Raw genomic sequence first — 15,806 nt, 5'->3', positions numbered from 1 at the left:
ATTTATATTTTTAAGATGACTTTTAGCCCAACTTCACTCATTAAAGGAGTATTGAAAAAGTTAAGATTATGTCCAGAATTGGTATCAAAAAGTGATGAATAAGGAGATGCTCCGCTGTATTTTGTAAATGTGATGAGGTTATGAGCGTAAAGCCCTATTTCAACTTGTCTGAAAAAATCATGATTGTTTTTAGAAAAATCATAAGAAAGTTCAAAGGTTCTTAGGTTAAGATAGCCAGCATCTTCAATGGCTTCTTCTGCAACACCACTGAAGCCATAGCGAACAAATCGGTTGTTTTCAATACCATCTTCAGGATTATAAAAATCTACAGGAATTGTGTTTGTATTGCCTTGTGCATTTACACCATTAAAAATATAATTTGTAATGTTCCTTTGATCTGCAGATTGTTGCGATGTGCCAAAATAGTTGAGTACATTTTGAGTGCCATTCCAAGTGTCTCCGCCTTTTTGGTAGTCTAACGTGAAATTGAATTTTAATTTCTTCCAGGTAAATTGATTAGAAAAACCAAGAGTAAAATCTGGTATAGGATTGCCAATAATTTGTTGTTCTGTGTCTACAATTGGGTAGCCATTGCTGTCTATTATAATGTTGTTTTGAGTGTCTCTTTCAAAAGCAGTTCCTACAATAACACCAGCCGGTTGACCAACGATTAAATTTTTAGATACATTCTGAAAACCTGCAATTGGCACACGCTCTTCATTATTATATAGTTTGGTAACCTTATTTTGGTTGGTCATGAAGCTTAGTCTGCTATTCCAACGCACAGAGCCAAACCTTTCAGAAACATCCAATTGTAGCTCTAAACCTTTATTGGTAATATCTGCAATATTTTGAAGTTGAAATTGATTGCCTTCCAAAACAGGAAATACACTTCCTTTGGTTTTTGAACCAAAATAGCTTGCAGTGAAATCCCAATATACATCCCACAAATAAAAACCTAAATCGAGATTAAAAGAATAATCGTGTCGTTCTTCTAAATCTATGCCTTCGTTAATAAATAAATCTATATTACTAGTGTAGCTAAGACTTTCTGAAGGTAATAATTGCAGACTGTTATGACTCTGATTGTTGTAAAAAAGAGGCATTTCATTAATATCAAAAGCACTTGTTGTGCTGAGGGAGAAATCGCTAAAATCATAGATGTCTAAAATATCTGCTAAATCAACTTTTATAAAAGATGAAGGTAAAATCAATTTGTTTTTCTGAATGGAAGAGATATACGCGGTATTACTAAATACAATTTTAGAGTGTCTCTTATACTCTAGAGCGATAGATTGATGTGGTCTTAGCACATTTCTATTAATACGATTAGAAATTACACTTGCATTGTTTGGATTTGAAAAGGTAAATGCATCAAATCCTTCAGATTCTTTGAATGTATAATCTAATAGCTCATTTTTAAATCTAGTAACAGAACGTACATCTATGGTAAAATCTCCCAAGTATTTTTCATAGTGTAAGTCTAACATAGCATTGAAGCTATTGTTTTTTATAGTTTTGTTACTGAGATAACCGTTTTCAAACCCAACAGTATGGGTAAACAAACCAAAGTTTTGCTCGTTTTCTGCTGTTTTATAGCTAAGTTGACTTCCTATTGAAAAGTCATCACCAATAGTTATATCGTTTTCTAGGTTGGCTACAAATAAGGTGTTGGCATCATAGTTTTTATTGTTAAATAACCATTCAGGATTGTTATAGTTGGTTGGGCTAAAACTGCGCTGTGTATTGTCTGGTAGAATGCTGCCCTGACTATTGTCAAAAGACACAGGTGTTACCCAAGCGTTTAAAAGGAGGTTGTTTCTAAATCCATTTATATTAGGTTGGTTGTTTTTCCAGTCACTATACTTAACAAAAGATTTCCAGTTTAGTTTCTCACTATTATCATTAAGCGTTTTAAAGTTGAGTGCGAGATCGTTATTGATACTTTGTGCTCTACCAAAAATATCATCAGTGTTTTTATGACTAAAGTCAATTCCGGTTGTCCAGTTATTGGTATCAACATCAAAATACACATTGGTAAATCTATTAACAGCTGTGTTTAAAACGCTATTGTTGTACTGCTTAGAGCTAATGCCATTTCCGTTGCCTAGCATAACCAGTCTGCCGTTGTTGTCATATATATAATTACTTCCGTCAAACTCTAAGGTATTTAGGTTTGGTCCATAGGAAAAGACATTTCCCGTTTCTGGTCCTAAAAAAGCTATAGATCCATTTTCGGTGGCACCTTGGCTAAAAGAAGATTGTAATTTTGGCAAGTTACTTTCCTTAACAAATTGAAAACTTAAGTTAGATTTTACACCAACCTGAAAATAAATATCCGGATTAAAATAGGTTAGAATAACATGTTTTGGGTCAACATTAATGTCTTTAACCCTGCGTAAGTAGTTGTAATAGTCTTTCTTATTGTAACGGTGTTTTGCATCACCAATAGAGGGTATTTTAAAACTTTTCTTTTTTTTATTTTTTAAAGCTTCACTGTAAGCGTCAGTTTCAATAAGCTTTACTTTTACTCGCTTAACCTCTGTTTTTTGGACGGCTCCAAACATATCAGCTGTTACTGCAATTTCCTTTGGATCCATACCAACATAGCTAATAACTATAATATCACCTACGTTACATGTTATACTGTAATTACCATCAAAATCAGTAACTACTCCATTGGTAGTTCCTTTAATTAATATGCTAGCACCAGGCAAGGGCAAGCCGTCTGATGAAGTAGTGAGCGTGCCTGTTACTGTTCCTTCTTGAGTAAAACAGAACACTGGGAATAATATGAGCAATACGAATATTTTAAATGAAATTCTAGCCATAGTAGCTTGTGTTGGTTGATTTCAAATGTAAAATCAACTTCAATGACTAGAAATAAGGAATGAGTAAAGTACCTAAATGAATGAGTAAAGTGTATAAAACAGAAAACCTTACCAGAAATGGTAAGGTTTAGTTGTAATTTATTTAGAAATCTAATTGTCTAACGATCTAGTATTTAGTTCCATCATGCTTTCCTTTTTCCCAGCCATGTTTGCCTAAGTATTGGTCTGCACTCTCTACAGCTCCGGTTTCAATATCTGTTCCCATGGAGTCGTTCCAACGGTTGAGATACCCAAATAATGAAATTACTCCAAGCATTTCTACAATTTCACCTTCATCCCAATGTTGGTAGAGACGTTCTTTTATTTCGGCATTAACCGCATTGGGCACTTGGCTTGCTGCTAAACTAAAATCTAAAGCCACTCTCTCTGCCTCATTAAAAGCAGGATGCGTTCTGTACTCCCATATATTATCGAGTTGCTCTTGTTCGGCACCATAACGCTCTGCGGCTCTTATAGCATGTGCCTGGCAATATCGGCAACCAGTAGCGTTACTGCTAACCCAAGCAATCATTCGTTTTAAGGCTGAAGTTACACGACCTTCGTTTGCCATTACGGCTTTATTCAAATTAATAAAGGCCTTGCTAATAGCTGGTCTGCGCTGCATGGTTAAGACCGAATTAGGACAAAATCCTAAAGTTTCATTAAAGAATTCTGCTAATGCTTTGGTTTCTAAATCGTGTTCTGGAGATAACGGAGTTACTAATGCCATAGTTATTTTTTTAGTAGAGAACTCGTTTTAACTTTTTCAATCTGCTAAAAAATTGTTGTTTTCAGCTCTGATTTTATCTTTTTTTCCTTCCGTAGCTCTGCTATGCAACCTAAAAAAGCCTTCAACAGACCAAAAAACATCTAATTTTCGCTTAAATTCAAAAAGTTAAAATGAGTTCAGTATTTTTGAATGTACAATATAGCAGTTCTAAAAATTAAAGTAAAAGAAATGGCACATAAAATAGTTACGCATTGGCAAGGAGGACTAACATTTGAATCGGACAACCCTAGTGGAAAAACCGTAAAAATGGATACAGATATTGAAGGGCAAACAGAACGTTTTGGATTGGCTCCTAAAGCCATGATGTTATCTTCTTTGGCTGGTTGCTCTGGTTTAGATGTGATTTCTATTTTAAATAAAATGAATGAAGAGATTGATGATTTCAAAATTGAAGTCTCAGGTGAATTAACCGACGAGCATCCTAAATATTATCACAGTGTGCAGGTTGACTATCATTTTTACGGCTCAGATTTAAATAAGAAAAAGTGTGAACGTGCCGTTAATCTTTCAGTCGAAAAATATTGTGGAGTCATGGAAATGTTTAGGCAGTTTGCAAAAGTTGAAACCGAAATCCATTTTCATTAATTAATTAAAAGTTCTCTCTTTTGGGAATTTAAGGAGCTATTTTTATGCGCTGGACACTAAAACCAAAACCAGACACATCAAAAGTTGAAGCTTTAAAAAACGCACTTCAGGTCGATGATATTGTAGCGACATTATTGTTGCAACGCGGCATCGAAACTTTTAAAGATGCCAAGACGTTTTTTAGACCAAGTTATAACGATTTGCATAATCCATACCTTATGAAGGATATGGACAAGGCCGTTGCACGCGTAGAGCAAGCCATTACTGAAGGAGAAAATATTTTAGTTTATGGTGATTATGATGTGGATGGCACTACGGCTGTGGCTTTAATGTCCTCGTATTTAAAAACCAGAACAGCGAATGTAGCCACCTATATTCCAGATCGCTACGAAGAGGGTTACGGTGTGTCTTACCAAGGTATTGATTTTGCTCACGATAATGATTTTACACTTATTATAGCACTGGATTGTGGAATAAAAGCTATTGAAAAGATAGCCTATGCCAAAGAAAAAGGCATTGATTTTATTATTTGCGATCATCACAGACCAGGAAATGAAATTCCCGATGCAGTTGCAGTTTTAGATCCCAAACGAGAAGATTGTGAGTATCCTTTTAAAGAACTTTGTGGTTGTGGAGTTGGTTTTAAGTTAATCACTGCTTTAGCCTCTGGACAAGGCCAAACTACAGAAGATTTAACCGAGTATCTCGATTTGGTAGCCACAGCAATTGGTGCAGATATTGTACCTATTGTTGGCGAAAATAGAGCTTTAGCCTATTTTGGGTTGCAGGTTATAAATAATAATCCAAGACCAGGTATAAAAGCCATTATTGCAGAGGTTAAAAAGGAAGAATTATCCATTATCGATGTGGTTTTTATTGTGGCGCCACGTATTAATGCAGCAGGACGAATGAAACATGGTAACCATGCTGTAACTTTATTAACTGAAACCGATTTTAATCTAGCAGCGAGTTATGCTGTGGATATCGATCAGTTTAATACAGATCGAAAGGAAACCGACAGACTCATCACCGAAGAAGCCTTACTTCAAATTGAAAAAAATGAAGAGCAGGACCGATTTACAACCGTTGTTTATAACGAAAACTGGCACAAGGGAGTCATAGGTATTGTTGCTTCTAGGCTTACTGAGACCTATTACAGACCAACATTGGTATTTACAAAAAGTGGTGAAAGATTAGCCGCTTCGGCACGTTCGGTAAAAGGTTTTGATGTGTATAACGCATTAGAAGCGTGTTCGGAATTTATAGAGCAGTTTGGTGGCCATAAATATGCCGCTGGTTTAACGTTGTTGCCTGAAAATTACGAGGCATTTAAAGCAAAATTTGAAACTGTTGTTAAAGACACCATAGATCCGAAGCTATTAACACCAGAGTTAAAGGTAGATTTGCAGATAGAACTTAGCCAGATAGATCATAAACTTTATAGAATTATGCGACAATTTGCACCATTTGGACCAGGAAATATGACGCCAGTTTTTATGACACAAGGTGTACAAGATACCGGTTGGGGAAAATGTGTTGGCGAAGACGATAAACATTTGCGTTTTACAGCAAAACAATCTAACAGTAATCCAATAATCTGCATTGGTTTTGGATTGGGAGATAAATTAGATATTATTAAAAACAAAAATACCTTTGATGCAGCCTACACCATTGATGAAAATCATTGGAATGGAGATGTGAGTTTGCAATTGAGAGTTAAAGATCTGAAATCCTAAACCATATTCTCTAATTTTTGTAATATTGGTAAAATCCAGTTATGTATATTTTAGAAAACTTACCCCTAAAAGTAGATATTGAAACTAAAAAAGTTTTGAAGAAACTCCCAAATGCTAGGGCTGCACTAGCAGAGTTAAAGGGTGTAGCGGCTACTATGCCTAATCCGTCCATTCTAGTAAACACACTATCTCTTCAAGAAGCGAAAGATAGTTCGGCTGTAGAAAACATAATTACTACTCATGATGAACTATTCAAGGCTGAACTGAACTTAAATTTAGTAAAAAATATAGCCGCTAAGGAAGTGCAAAACTATGCGTCAGCACTCAAGACTGGGTATGAATATGTTCATAAAAATAGACTAATAACAAATAGTTCTGTTCTAGAAATACACAAGGAATTAGAACAAAACAATGCTGGTTACCGAACGTTACCAGGAACTGATTTAAAGAATGATAAAACAAACGAAGTAGTATATACACCTCCTCAATCTAAATTAGTTATTAAGGAGCTAATGAATAATCTTATAGATTATATCAATAATGATTTATTAGATGATTTAGACCCATTAATAAAAATGGCAGTAATTCATCATCAGTTCGAAAGCATACATCCTTTTTATGATGGTAATGGAAGAGTAGGTAGAATAATTAATATCCTATATCTAGTAAGAAGGAATTTATTGGAGTATCCTTCTTTATACCTTAGCAGATATATAATTCAGAATAAAGCGGAATATTATAAATTACTTCAAAGTGTTAGAGATTTTGGAGATTGGGAGCCTTGGATTTGTTTTATTCTTGATGCCATTGAATCTGTTTCCAATCAGGCAGTTAAGCTTATTACTGATATGAAAAAAGAAATGCAAAGCTATAAGTTTTTTATTAGAGATAATTTTAAGTTTTACAGCCAAGATTTGATAAATAATCTATTTAAGCATCCGTATACTAAAATCGATTTTTTGAAAAGAGATTTAAAGGTCAGTAGACAGACTGCTTCTAAATACTTGAATGAATTAGCTATGAGCGATGGTAATATTTTAACAAAGGTTGTTATTGGAAGAGACAGCTATTTTGTCAATAATGGTTTATTAAAATTATTTGCAGAATATGACTATAAGTTATGATATACTTTTTTTATTAACATATAAGAAAAATATGTTAATAAAACTTGATTTACTTAACACGTTTTTGAAACGTGGTAAATAAACGGATGTCTTTTAACATATAAATAATATCTTGTTTTTACTTTTTTGAATAAAAACGATCCATACGCAGCACTAAGGTTTAAGGAATTCAATATATTTTTATTGGTGAGATTTGCTTTGGTCTTTGGGTGGTCTATGCAATTTGTTGTTATAGAATGGCAGGTCTATTCTTTAACGAATGACGAATTAAGTTTAGGAATGATAGGGCTTTGCGAATTTTTACCAGCGTTCTTTTTGGCACCATTTGCAGGTCATATTGTAGATCGAAAGGAAAAACGTAATCTTTTTACATTATGTATAGCACTATTCTCTTTAATTAGTTTTGGCTTGTTTTGGTTGACTTCAGAACAAATCGAAGCAAGTTGGAGTACCAAAAGCATCTTAATTGGTATTTATAGTTTAGTGTTTTTTGGAGGTGTTTTGAGAGCATTTTTTGGTCCAACCATTTTTTCATTAATTGCTTTAATAGTACCGAAGTCAGCCTATCCTAATGCAGCAACATGGAGTAGTAGTACTTGGAAAGGGGCAAGTGTTTTTGGTGCGCTGTGTGGAGGTTTCTTGATAGCTTGGATAGGTGTACACTATACCTTAGGAATTATTTTTGGATTAGTAATGTTAGCTTTGCTGTTTGTGTTTAGAATAGATAAAAAGCCAATTTTAAACAAAGCAACAAACGAATCTATAAAAGAAAGTCTTAAATCTGGAATTAAATTTGTCTTTAACGATAAGGTTATTTTAGGCGCATTAACTCTAGATATGGTCGCTGTACTTTTTGGTGGAGCAGTAGCTATTTTTGCGGTATTTGCTAAAGATGTATTGGATGCAGGTCCTAGAGGATTCGGAATTTTAAATGCTGCTTTGTCTTCTGGAAGTATTATAACCATGGTAGCTACTACTTATATTCCTATTACGAAGAATACAGGTAAAAAATTACTAGTGTCAGTGTTTGGTTTTGGTGTATTTATGATTGTGTTTGGCGCTTCAAAATTACTGTGGCTTAGTGTTATTGCCTTGTTCTTTTCTGGTGTGTTTGATGGTATCTCTATGGTGGTACGTCAAACCATTCTTCAACTTAAAACTCCAGATCATATGCGAGGTCGAGTGGGCGCTGTGAACTCTATGTTTGTTGGGTCTTCTAATGAGTTAGGTGCAGTAGAGAGCGGTATAGCAGCACGTATTTTTGGCGCACCTTTGGCAGTTGTTCTAGGTGGTTCGGTTACGCTTTTAACGGTTGTTATTATGAGCTTAAAAAACAAAGCATTAAGAGAGCTCGATTTACAAGAAGATATCGAAGAGAAGTTCGATGAAATAAAATCTTAATATTCTTTCAATTTAAGTGTAGAGCCATCAAAAACTCCATAGGTATAATATTGAATCCAGTCACCTAGGTTCATATATTTTGAATTTGCATTTAACTGAATATCTAACGGCAAGTGCCTATGACCAAAAACAAAATAATCATAGTGTTGTTGTTTAAGTTTACTTTTGCAATAGGTGACCAACCACTCATTGTCTTCCCCTAAAAACTTGGCATCATCATCACCAGAAATCAATTTGTTTTTTACAGACAAGTATTGGGCTATTCTCACTCCAATATCTGGATGTAACCATCTAAATAACCATTTAAAAAATGGATTGGTAAAGACTTTTTTCATGCGTTTATAGCCTTTATCGCCTGGACCTAAGCCATCTCCGTGACCAATAAAAAATGTACTTCGACTACGCTCAGTATTCATTTTAAATGTGAATTCTTGAGGTGTGTGGAAAACAGGAATATTGAGTTCGTCTTCAAAATAACCACTCATCCATAAATCATGGTTACCCACAAAATAATATACTGGAATTCCAGAGTCTGTAATCTCTGCTAATTTACCTAATGTCCTAGCAAAACCTTTTGGAATAACTGTTTTATATTCAAACCAAAAATCAAATAAATCTCCCATCAAGAAAATCGCTGCAGCATCTTGTTTTACATGGTCTAACCAAGCTACAAACTTTCTCTCTCTAGGACGGGAAGCTTCCATGGTTGGCGCACCTAGATGGTTGTCTGAAGCAAAATATATTTTCTTGCCTTCTGGGATTTCTATGTGATGATTTTTACTCATTTTCAGAAGCATACCACTCAGCGAAACTAGTGGCCGTTTCTTGAAGTTTTAAGGAATGTAGTTCTATATTGTTTGGTAAACGCTTTTTGATTTTTTTGGCAAAATCAATAATCATCATTTCAGTTGTTGGCTGGTAATCTACCAGAATAACATTATGACCACGATTTTTTAAGTCTGTTGCTAGTTCGAGATGAGGTGTGTTTTTGTTAAAAATCATGCTATGATCAAAAACATCAACAATTTCATCTTTGACAATTTTTTTTAAATCGCCAAAATCTATCACCATCCCGTGCTTCACGTTTTTGTCGTCTTGGATTGGTGAGCCAATAACTGTAACATATAAATAATAGCTGTGACCATGTAAATTTCTACATTTACCATCGTAACCATGCAATGCATGACCAGCTTCAAAAGAGAATTGTTTTGTAATTCGGATTTTACTCATTTCAAAAAAATAATACTGCAAAGATATTATAAATGTAAAGCGAATAACTTTTTAGATTACATTTGCGCACTTTTTTAGAAATTAAATATAAAGCTAAATGAAAACTCCCCTTAATTTTTAGACTAAATTGAAAAGTCTATTTGAATCTATTTCGTTTACAGAAAACGTTCTGTACGAGAATATTATAGCAGATCTAGGATCTAAACAATACACCATTATTGATGATTTTTTTACGAGAGATGAGGTAACAGCTTTAAGAGCTTCGTTATTGCAAAAGTACGAGGAGGACAGTTTTAAAAAATCAGCAATAGGTAACCGAACTAATGAAGTTATAAAGGCCAAAGTAAGAGGCGATATTATCCTTTGGATTGATGAGCAAAATATTAATGTGTCTGAGCAGTTGTTTTTTGATAAAATAAATGACCTAAAAGATTATCTCAACCGCACCTGTTTTTTGGGTATAAACCAAAAAGAATTTCACTATGCTATTTATCCAGAAGGGACATTTTACAAGCGCCATTTAGATACATTTCAGTATGACGACAGAAGAAAGCTCTCTTTTGTCTGCTATTTAAATGAAGAAAACTGGAAGCCTGAAAACGGTGGCGAACTGGTATTATATTTAGAAAACGGAGAAGAAACTATTTATCCTTTTCCTGGTAAGGTGGTAATTTTTGAGAGTCAGATTTTAGAGCATGAGGTAAAACCGGTAAATACACCTAGACTCAGTATAACAGGCTGGTTAAAAACAAGATAGACTAACGTCTTTTGTTTCTGTTATAAAAGTAGATGATAATAAGTACGATTGCTAAGATTAAAAAAAGTCTATTTCCCATATTACTCGTCTTTTACTCTTTTCTTGTTATATCTATAAACTAGGTAAGCAATTATCACTAAAATTACAAATGGGATCATTGAACCAATAAACACTCCAATACTATAGTTATCGTCTGGTGCGTTTTTTAGTTTTTCTTCAATATTAACTTCTTGTAGAAGTGATACTAATAAGTTCATAAATAATAGCGTTTATGCTTCTTAATGATTATTGTTCAAATTTAAGTGTTTTGGATTAGTGTATTGAATGTTTTTCTAAATTTTATAATTAGTGGAAGCCCTCTTGCTATAATCCAAAGTGTAAAGGCAATGAATATACCGTGAAGTTTATAATCTAAAGCATCAGTAGTAAAAATAACAGGAATAAATACAAGAAGCGTTGAAAATAACAATACGTTTCTTAGGTATTCCATTTTTCCTAAGCCTTTAAAAACTCCATCGAATATAAAGGCAAGCGCACATAAAGGTTGCATAGCAAGAATCATCCAAAACACCTTACTAAATTCTTCTAACACAGCTTTATCATCCGTAAAAATAGAACCAATTGGATAATAGAAAACCGCACCAACTAAGCCAATTATTACACCGACTACAACACCATATTTTATAAGTTTATTACTAAGCGCCATGAGTGTTTTATAGTCTTTAGCACCATATAATTTACCTGATAATATATTTCCTGCACTTGCATAACCATCAATAAGAAAAGCACCCAGAAACCAAAGATTTATAGCTATTGTATAAGCTGCGATATATGTAGTGCCATATTTTGTGGCATAGCTTGTGCCAAAATACAAAGCTACATTAAGCGCAATAGTTCTAATAAATAAGTTGGCAATCATTAATATAAAACGATTAATCTCTTTGTTAAAAGGAAATTTAACCAACAAAGGTATGTCTGTTTTTTTAAGTATGTAATAAACAGAGAGAAGTGCCATTATTACCTGAGCAAAGACACTTGCATAAGCGGCTCCTTTAATATGCATAGCAGGAATGAACCCTTCGATACCATAAACCAAAACAATATCCAAAATTATATTAGCTACTGCACCAGTAATAGCAATAAGCATTGGGTAATAGGTGTTTTGCAAGCCTCTAAATGTACCAAAAACAGCGATAGTAAAGAGTGTAAACGGAAAACCAAACACACGTATATGGTAATAGTCTACACTGTAGGTTAATATTAAATCTGAAGCATTATAGAGTTTAAAAATTTGTGAAGCTAAAGGATAGGTTACAGCAATAATTATTAAGCTAAGCGATGTAATGATAAACATGGCTTGTGCAGGTAGATTTTTTACTTCGCTTAGTTGATCTGCACCTAAGTATTGAGAAACAATAGATGAAATTGCACTACGCGTTTGTCCTAAAACCCAAATGAGCATGGATAAAAATGTGGTAACGATACCTACAGCTGCTAAAGACTCTGTGGCATTTAAGTCCATATTACCAATAATTGCAGCATCGGTTAAAGATAAAATAGGCTCAGAAATACCAGAGATTAATGCTGGTATAGCAAGTTTATTGATTTGTTTTAAAGTAATTTTTGTTGTGCTCAAAGGACTAATTCGTAACAGTGAAAAGGAAATTCGCTTTGTTTAGGAAAATAAATATCTCCCAATCGTTTATAGCCACGAAGTTCGTAAAACTTTTGGTTTCTTTTGTTCTGAGAAAAGGTATCTAATCTTATGGAGTGATAGTTGTTTTCTATAGCGTATTGCTCTGCAAAATTCATGAGTTGTTGCGCAAAGCCTTTGCCTTGTATAGAAGGATGAATAGCCAAACGATGAATGTATAGATTGTGGTCGTTTTTTGTTAACCATTTTATAGGTTTATATTCTTCATCCATAAAGGTTGAAATAACAATTGTACCTTTTATTTCAGCGTCTAATTCTAAAATATAGAGCTCTCCTCTTTTAACATCCTTAATAAAAGCTGATGCGTTAGGATAATGTTCGTTCCATTGACAAATACCATTTGCAATCATGGCTTTTGCACAGGCTTTGGTTAACTCCATAATCGTTTCTATATCTCCAATCTTCCCTTTTCTAATCATTTTTAAATTGTACTTTTGTTTTAAAGAATTATAACTATGAAACATCCATGATTAAGCTTTAGTGATACAGCGAAAATTATATTAGGATGTTCCTTGACCATTGAAAAACAATAAAAATTAGCACATGAAAACGATTTTAGTTCCTGTTGGGTCTTCAAAAAACGCAAAATCGCATTTACAATATGCTGTTGACTTTGCCAAAGCTTTTGGCGCTAAGGTATATGTGGTTCAAATATATAACGTTTACACCAAAGCAGGAACTATGATAAAAGTAGATCATATTTTGGAGCGAGAGTCTAAAGCTTTTTTAGAATCGCACGTTGCAGCAATTGACACTAAAGGTGTGGATGTTGTTACCAAAACTTTTAAGGGCAAATTGATTGATACTATTGAGAAAGTGTGTCATGCCCTAGATGTAGACCTAATTATTTTAGAACCAAGAACGAATTCTATTAAGGATGAGGTTTATTTAGGCAAAACATCTGGAAAGATTATAAAACGAACGCAAATACCCGCTTTAATTGTACCAGAGGGTTATGTATACAAGCCAATAGTAAAAATGTTATTGGCATTAAAATCTGCTGTTGTTAAACGCGAGGGTGTACTGCAACCAATACATAGTATAAAAAATCAGTTTAAGGCTGTTCTTAATTTGTTGTTGGTAAAAACCCCTTATCATAATCCCGAAGACTTTGAGATAAATGATGAACTAAAGGCAATGGTTACCAATACCACAGAAGCAGAGAGTCCTACGACATTTCAAGCCGTACTAGAGCATTACAAGAATCATAGTCCAGATTTGTTGTGCGTGGTAAGGCGCAAACGTGGATTTTTCTCAAAGCTTTGGGAAGATGATGTCATTTTGAAAAAAGATTTTCACAGTTCAACTATTCCTGTCTTAGTATTGAGCGGATTAAAATAAAAAAGATATATTTACAGCCAAAAATGGGGCATTAGCTCAGCTGGCTAGAGCGCTACGCTGGCAGCGTAGAGGTCATCGGTTCGACTCCGATATGCTCCACTTTTTTTTACTTTGGGAGATATATTAAAATTTGAATATATTTTGAGAAACAACCTTAATTTCATTAATGATTAAAAGTTTATATATTTGTTAACAATCAACTTAAGTCTTGTTAATTAAATTATTAATACATTTATATAAGGATATTAAGAAAAGAGATATTTATTTTCTAAAAGCATAAAATTATTTTGGATATACCAAAATCTATTAGTCCAGATAGGATTGTTGACGCATTTGTTGAAGTGCGATACGATTCTCATTTGCCATTTGAAATAGTTGTTGGGACAATATTTCAAAATCTAGATGAAAGTTATATTTACACTAACGCACCATCTAAAAATTTACCAGTAGGAGGTTTAAATTTAAGCTTAGGTGGTACTCCTTTATTCTATAATGATAAGATTAAAATTATGCTATTGGATAATTCAATCCTATTCAATATTTTATCAAGTTATATTGGTTGGAAAGAATATATTTATCAAATAAAGAAAGTATTATCTCAAATTGCCGGTGTGAATTCGCCAATAAAAAATTATAGAAGAGCTAGTGTAAGGTATATTAGTGAATACCCTGAAATGAATATTCATGACTCTTTTAAATTTAATTTTTCATTCGGACTGCCTCATGTTAAATCAGATGTATATACGTTTAGGTCTGAATTTCAAGAAGAAGATTTGAAAATATTTCTCAATTTTCAAAATAACGTAAAGATAAAAAGCACTGGTGATAAAAAGATTTCGACTGTTGATATTGATGTTTTAAATGAGAATGTTAGTGGAAATAGTATTGAATATATTTTAGAGGCTATTTCAACAGCTCACGATAAGCAAAAAGAAGTTTTCTTTTCCATTATGAAAGAAGAATACTTAAAAACTTTAAAACCAATTTATTAGTATGCCTGCAGTTTTAAATCCAGACACTAAGATTACAAAAAAGCAAAAAGAAATAAGTCGTTTCTATAAAACAAAAAACGACCCTTATTCTTTTGCGGTGAACAATTTTATGCATACAATGGTACCTGCCGTTAGTTTTGATCATGTTAGACCGAGCATAGTTAGTAGTATGGCATTACACAACTCAAAAAAGTTTGTTGTGTACTTAAGTAAATTTAATGCTCTTTGTGACTTAGAACAAGACTATGAGTACAATGAATTAAAATCAAAATTCACCGATGTTTTATTTGAATTGATGAGTTTTATCAATTCAGACCTGTCTTTCTCTTTAACAAATGAAAACAGTGTATTTTTTACATTCAAATCAGGTGACTACGAGGTGCACTTAAACTACTTTTTCGACTTTGATGAGAATGATATTGATGATGACGAAATTGTTTTTACTTATTACGAAAAAAATATAAAGAAAGAAAGCTTTGGAGGTAGGCTAAAAGATATACTAAGTACGCTAAAGTCTATTTTAAATGAAGAAACTGTTTTTCAAGTTATGTATTTTTCTCAGAAAATATAATTTCTTCTATAGAAAGTCTATTAAAACAATGGATTATCCATCTGACATTATTCCATCACCAGACAAAAAAGAATTAGCATGTGATTTAAGTGATTGTATAATTTTTAGATTTTATGTGTCTAATCCTGAACTAGATTTTTTGAATAAAGGTGATATGTATATAAACCAAAAATATATTTCGGATCCCAGTTCGAATATTTCCGATTTATCAACAAATCTTTACGGTGTTTTTACCATTGAAGATGGTAAAATTCAGATATTTGGCGATAAGAAGTCATATTATTATGAGTATTGTAAGGTGAATGATGAAATCGAAATACCCGTTTACAATGTTGATTTTCAATTAGTAAATAATAGGTCATTCTGGTACATGAAAATAAGTAAAATAAATAACGAAGAAGCACAATATAATAATCCAAACCCTCAAGCCAAATCTTTTAAAGCAAAGTGTATTATTGTTCATACACCTATGCGTTGGAATTATTGGCATTTTTCTTTACGTTGGTTTATTCACCAAGATGATAAAGAACCCTTTTGGTTGCATGAACTAGCTTCAAACCAACAAAGGAAATATGTAAAAAAGCTAAGTACAGAATCTCGTTCAATACTTGCAAAAAATATTGAGACTGAAATACCAATGAATTTTAAAATATTACAAGAGGAGGATTTTAAAATAATATAATAATATAATTAGT

Annotated in this window: 16 protein-coding genes and 1 tRNA gene; 10 read left to right on the top strand and 7 right to left on the bottom strand. The window is 33.2% G+C overall.

The genetic code is table 11. The annotated features are described in order from the left end of the window. Positions 1 to 2: 2 nt before the first annotated feature. Positions 3 to 2,831, bottom strand: coding sequence for a carboxypeptidase-like regulatory domain-containing protein (locus BWZ20_RS08770; protein WP_076619117.1), 2,829 nt, complete (start codon positions 2,829 to 2,831; stop codon positions 3 to 5). A 166-nt stretch (positions 2,832 to 2,997) separates the two neighbouring features. Further along, positions 2,998 to 3,600 (bottom strand): carboxymuconolactone decarboxylase family protein, encoded by a 603-nt coding sequence (locus BWZ20_RS08765; RefSeq protein WP_076619115.1) that lies wholly within the window; start codon positions 3,598 to 3,600, stop codon positions 2,998 to 3,000. 228 nt (positions 3,601 to 3,828) lie between these two features. Here BWZ20_RS08765 and BWZ20_RS08760 point away from each other — a divergent pair, with 228 nt between their 5' ends. From BWZ20_RS08760 to BWZ20_RS08745, 4 genes are all read left to right on the top strand, one after another. After that, the gene (locus BWZ20_RS08760) at positions 3,829 to 4,245 is read left to right on the top strand and encodes an OsmC family protein (RefSeq protein ID WP_076621314.1); all 417 of its coding nucleotides are present in this window, start codon (positions 3,829 to 3,831) and stop codon (positions 4,243 to 4,245) included. A 44-nt stretch (positions 4,246 to 4,289) separates the two neighbouring features. Continuing rightward, complete coding sequence (gene recJ / locus BWZ20_RS08755; protein WP_076619113.1) at positions 4,290 to 5,981, top strand: single-stranded-DNA-specific exonuclease RecJ; 1,692 nt, start codon at positions 4,290 to 4,292, stop codon at positions 5,979 to 5,981. Positions 5,982 to 6,022: 41 nt separating this feature from the next. After that, the gene (locus BWZ20_RS08750; protein WP_076619111.1) at positions 6,023 to 7,105 is read left to right on the top strand and encodes a Fic family protein; all 1,083 of its coding nucleotides are present in this window, start codon (positions 6,023 to 6,025) and stop codon (positions 7,103 to 7,105) included. A 126-nt stretch (positions 7,106 to 7,231) separates the two neighbouring features. Further along, positions 7,232 to 8,506, top strand: coding sequence for an MFS transporter (locus tag BWZ20_RS08745; RefSeq protein WP_076619109.1), 1,275 nt, complete (start codon positions 7,232 to 7,234; stop codon positions 8,504 to 8,506). Here BWZ20_RS08745 and BWZ20_RS08740 read toward each other — a convergent pair. Together BWZ20_RS08740 and BWZ20_RS08735 are read right to left on the bottom strand one after the other, a co-directional pair. Next, positions 8,503 to 9,273, bottom strand: coding sequence for a UDP-2,3-diacylglucosamine diphosphatase (locus BWZ20_RS08740; protein WP_076621313.1), 771 nt, complete (start codon positions 9,271 to 9,273; stop codon positions 8,503 to 8,505). The two genes, BWZ20_RS08745 and BWZ20_RS08740, sit on opposite strands and share 4 nt — an antisense overlap. Before the next feature lie 10 nt (positions 9,274 to 9,283). After that, on the bottom strand, positions 9,284 to 9,736 hold the full coding sequence (locus tag BWZ20_RS08735) for a 6-pyruvoyl trahydropterin synthase family protein (RefSeq protein ID WP_076619108.1): 453 nt from the start codon (positions 9,734 to 9,736) through the stop codon (positions 9,284 to 9,286). A gap of 127 nt (positions 9,737 to 9,863) precedes the next feature. On the opposite strand from BWZ20_RS08735, the gene BWZ20_RS08730 reads away from it, so the two are divergent. Continuing rightward, positions 9,864 to 10,493, top strand: a complete 630-nt coding sequence (locus BWZ20_RS08730) for a 2OG-Fe(II) oxygenase (protein ID WP_076619107.1) — start codon at positions 9,864 to 9,866, stop codon at positions 10,491 to 10,493. An 80-nt stretch (positions 10,494 to 10,573) separates the two neighbouring features. On the opposite strand, the gene BWZ20_RS15395 is transcribed toward BWZ20_RS08730, so the two are convergent. From BWZ20_RS15395 to BWZ20_RS08720, 3 genes are read right to left on the bottom strand one after another with little or no spacing between them, the layout of a single operon-like run. Next, positions 10,574 to 10,750 (bottom strand): hypothetical protein, encoded by a 177-nt coding sequence (locus BWZ20_RS15395; protein WP_198034946.1) that lies wholly within the window; start codon positions 10,748 to 10,750, stop codon positions 10,574 to 10,576. 41 nt (positions 10,751 to 10,791) lie between these two features. Then, a complete protein-coding gene (locus BWZ20_RS08725; protein WP_232217093.1) occupies positions 10,792 to 12,129 on the bottom strand; it encodes an MATE family efflux transporter in 1,338 nt (445 codons plus the stop codon). After that, positions 12,126 to 12,626: a GNAT family N-acetyltransferase gene (locus tag BWZ20_RS08720; protein ID WP_076621312.1), complete on the bottom strand. Its 501-nt coding sequence runs from the start codon at positions 12,624 to 12,626 to the stop codon at positions 12,126 to 12,128. Before BWZ20_RS08720 ends, BWZ20_RS08725 begins: the two co-directional genes overlap by 4 nt. Before the next feature lie 124 nt (positions 12,627 to 12,750). Here BWZ20_RS08720 and BWZ20_RS08715 point away from each other — a divergent pair, with 124 nt between their 5' ends. The 5 genes from BWZ20_RS08715 to BWZ20_RS08695 all read left to right on the top strand — a co-directional run bounded on the left by BWZ20_RS08715 (position 12,751) and on the right by BWZ20_RS08695 (position 15,793). After that, the gene (locus BWZ20_RS08715) at positions 12,751 to 13,548 is read left to right on the top strand and encodes a universal stress protein (protein ID WP_076619105.1); all 798 of its coding nucleotides are present in this window, start codon (positions 12,751 to 12,753) and stop codon (positions 13,546 to 13,548) included. Between the two features lie 25 nt (positions 13,549 to 13,573). Continuing rightward, positions 13,574 to 13,647: transfer RNA gene (locus BWZ20_RS08710), tRNA-Ala, on the top strand. Positions 13,648 to 13,835: 188 nt separating this feature from the next. Next, positions 13,836 to 14,540 carry a TIGR04255 family protein gene (locus tag BWZ20_RS08705; protein WP_076619103.1) on the top strand — a complete coding sequence of 235 codons (705 nt, stop codon included), beginning with the start codon at positions 13,836 to 13,838 and terminating at the stop codon, positions 14,538 to 14,540. 1 nt (position 14,541) lies between these two features. Further along, on the top strand, positions 14,542 to 15,111 hold the full coding sequence (locus BWZ20_RS08700; protein WP_076619101.1) for a hypothetical protein: 570 nt from the start codon (positions 14,542 to 14,544) through the stop codon (positions 15,109 to 15,111). A gap of 28 nt (positions 15,112 to 15,139) precedes the next feature. Then, the gene (locus tag BWZ20_RS08695) at positions 15,140 to 15,793 is read left to right on the top strand and encodes a hypothetical protein (RefSeq protein ID WP_157358368.1); all 654 of its coding nucleotides are present in this window, start codon (positions 15,140 to 15,142) and stop codon (positions 15,791 to 15,793) included. Positions 15,794 to 15,806 lie beyond the last annotated feature (13 nt).

Source organism: Winogradskyella sp. J14-2 (assembly GCF_001971725.1).
In the GTDB taxonomy this organism is placed as follows: domain Bacteria; phylum Bacteroidota; class Bacteroidia; order Flavobacteriales; family Flavobacteriaceae; genus Winogradskyella.
The sequence above is the reverse complement of the archived record's forward strand: the minus strand, read 5'-3'. Positions and strand labels throughout refer to the sequence as shown.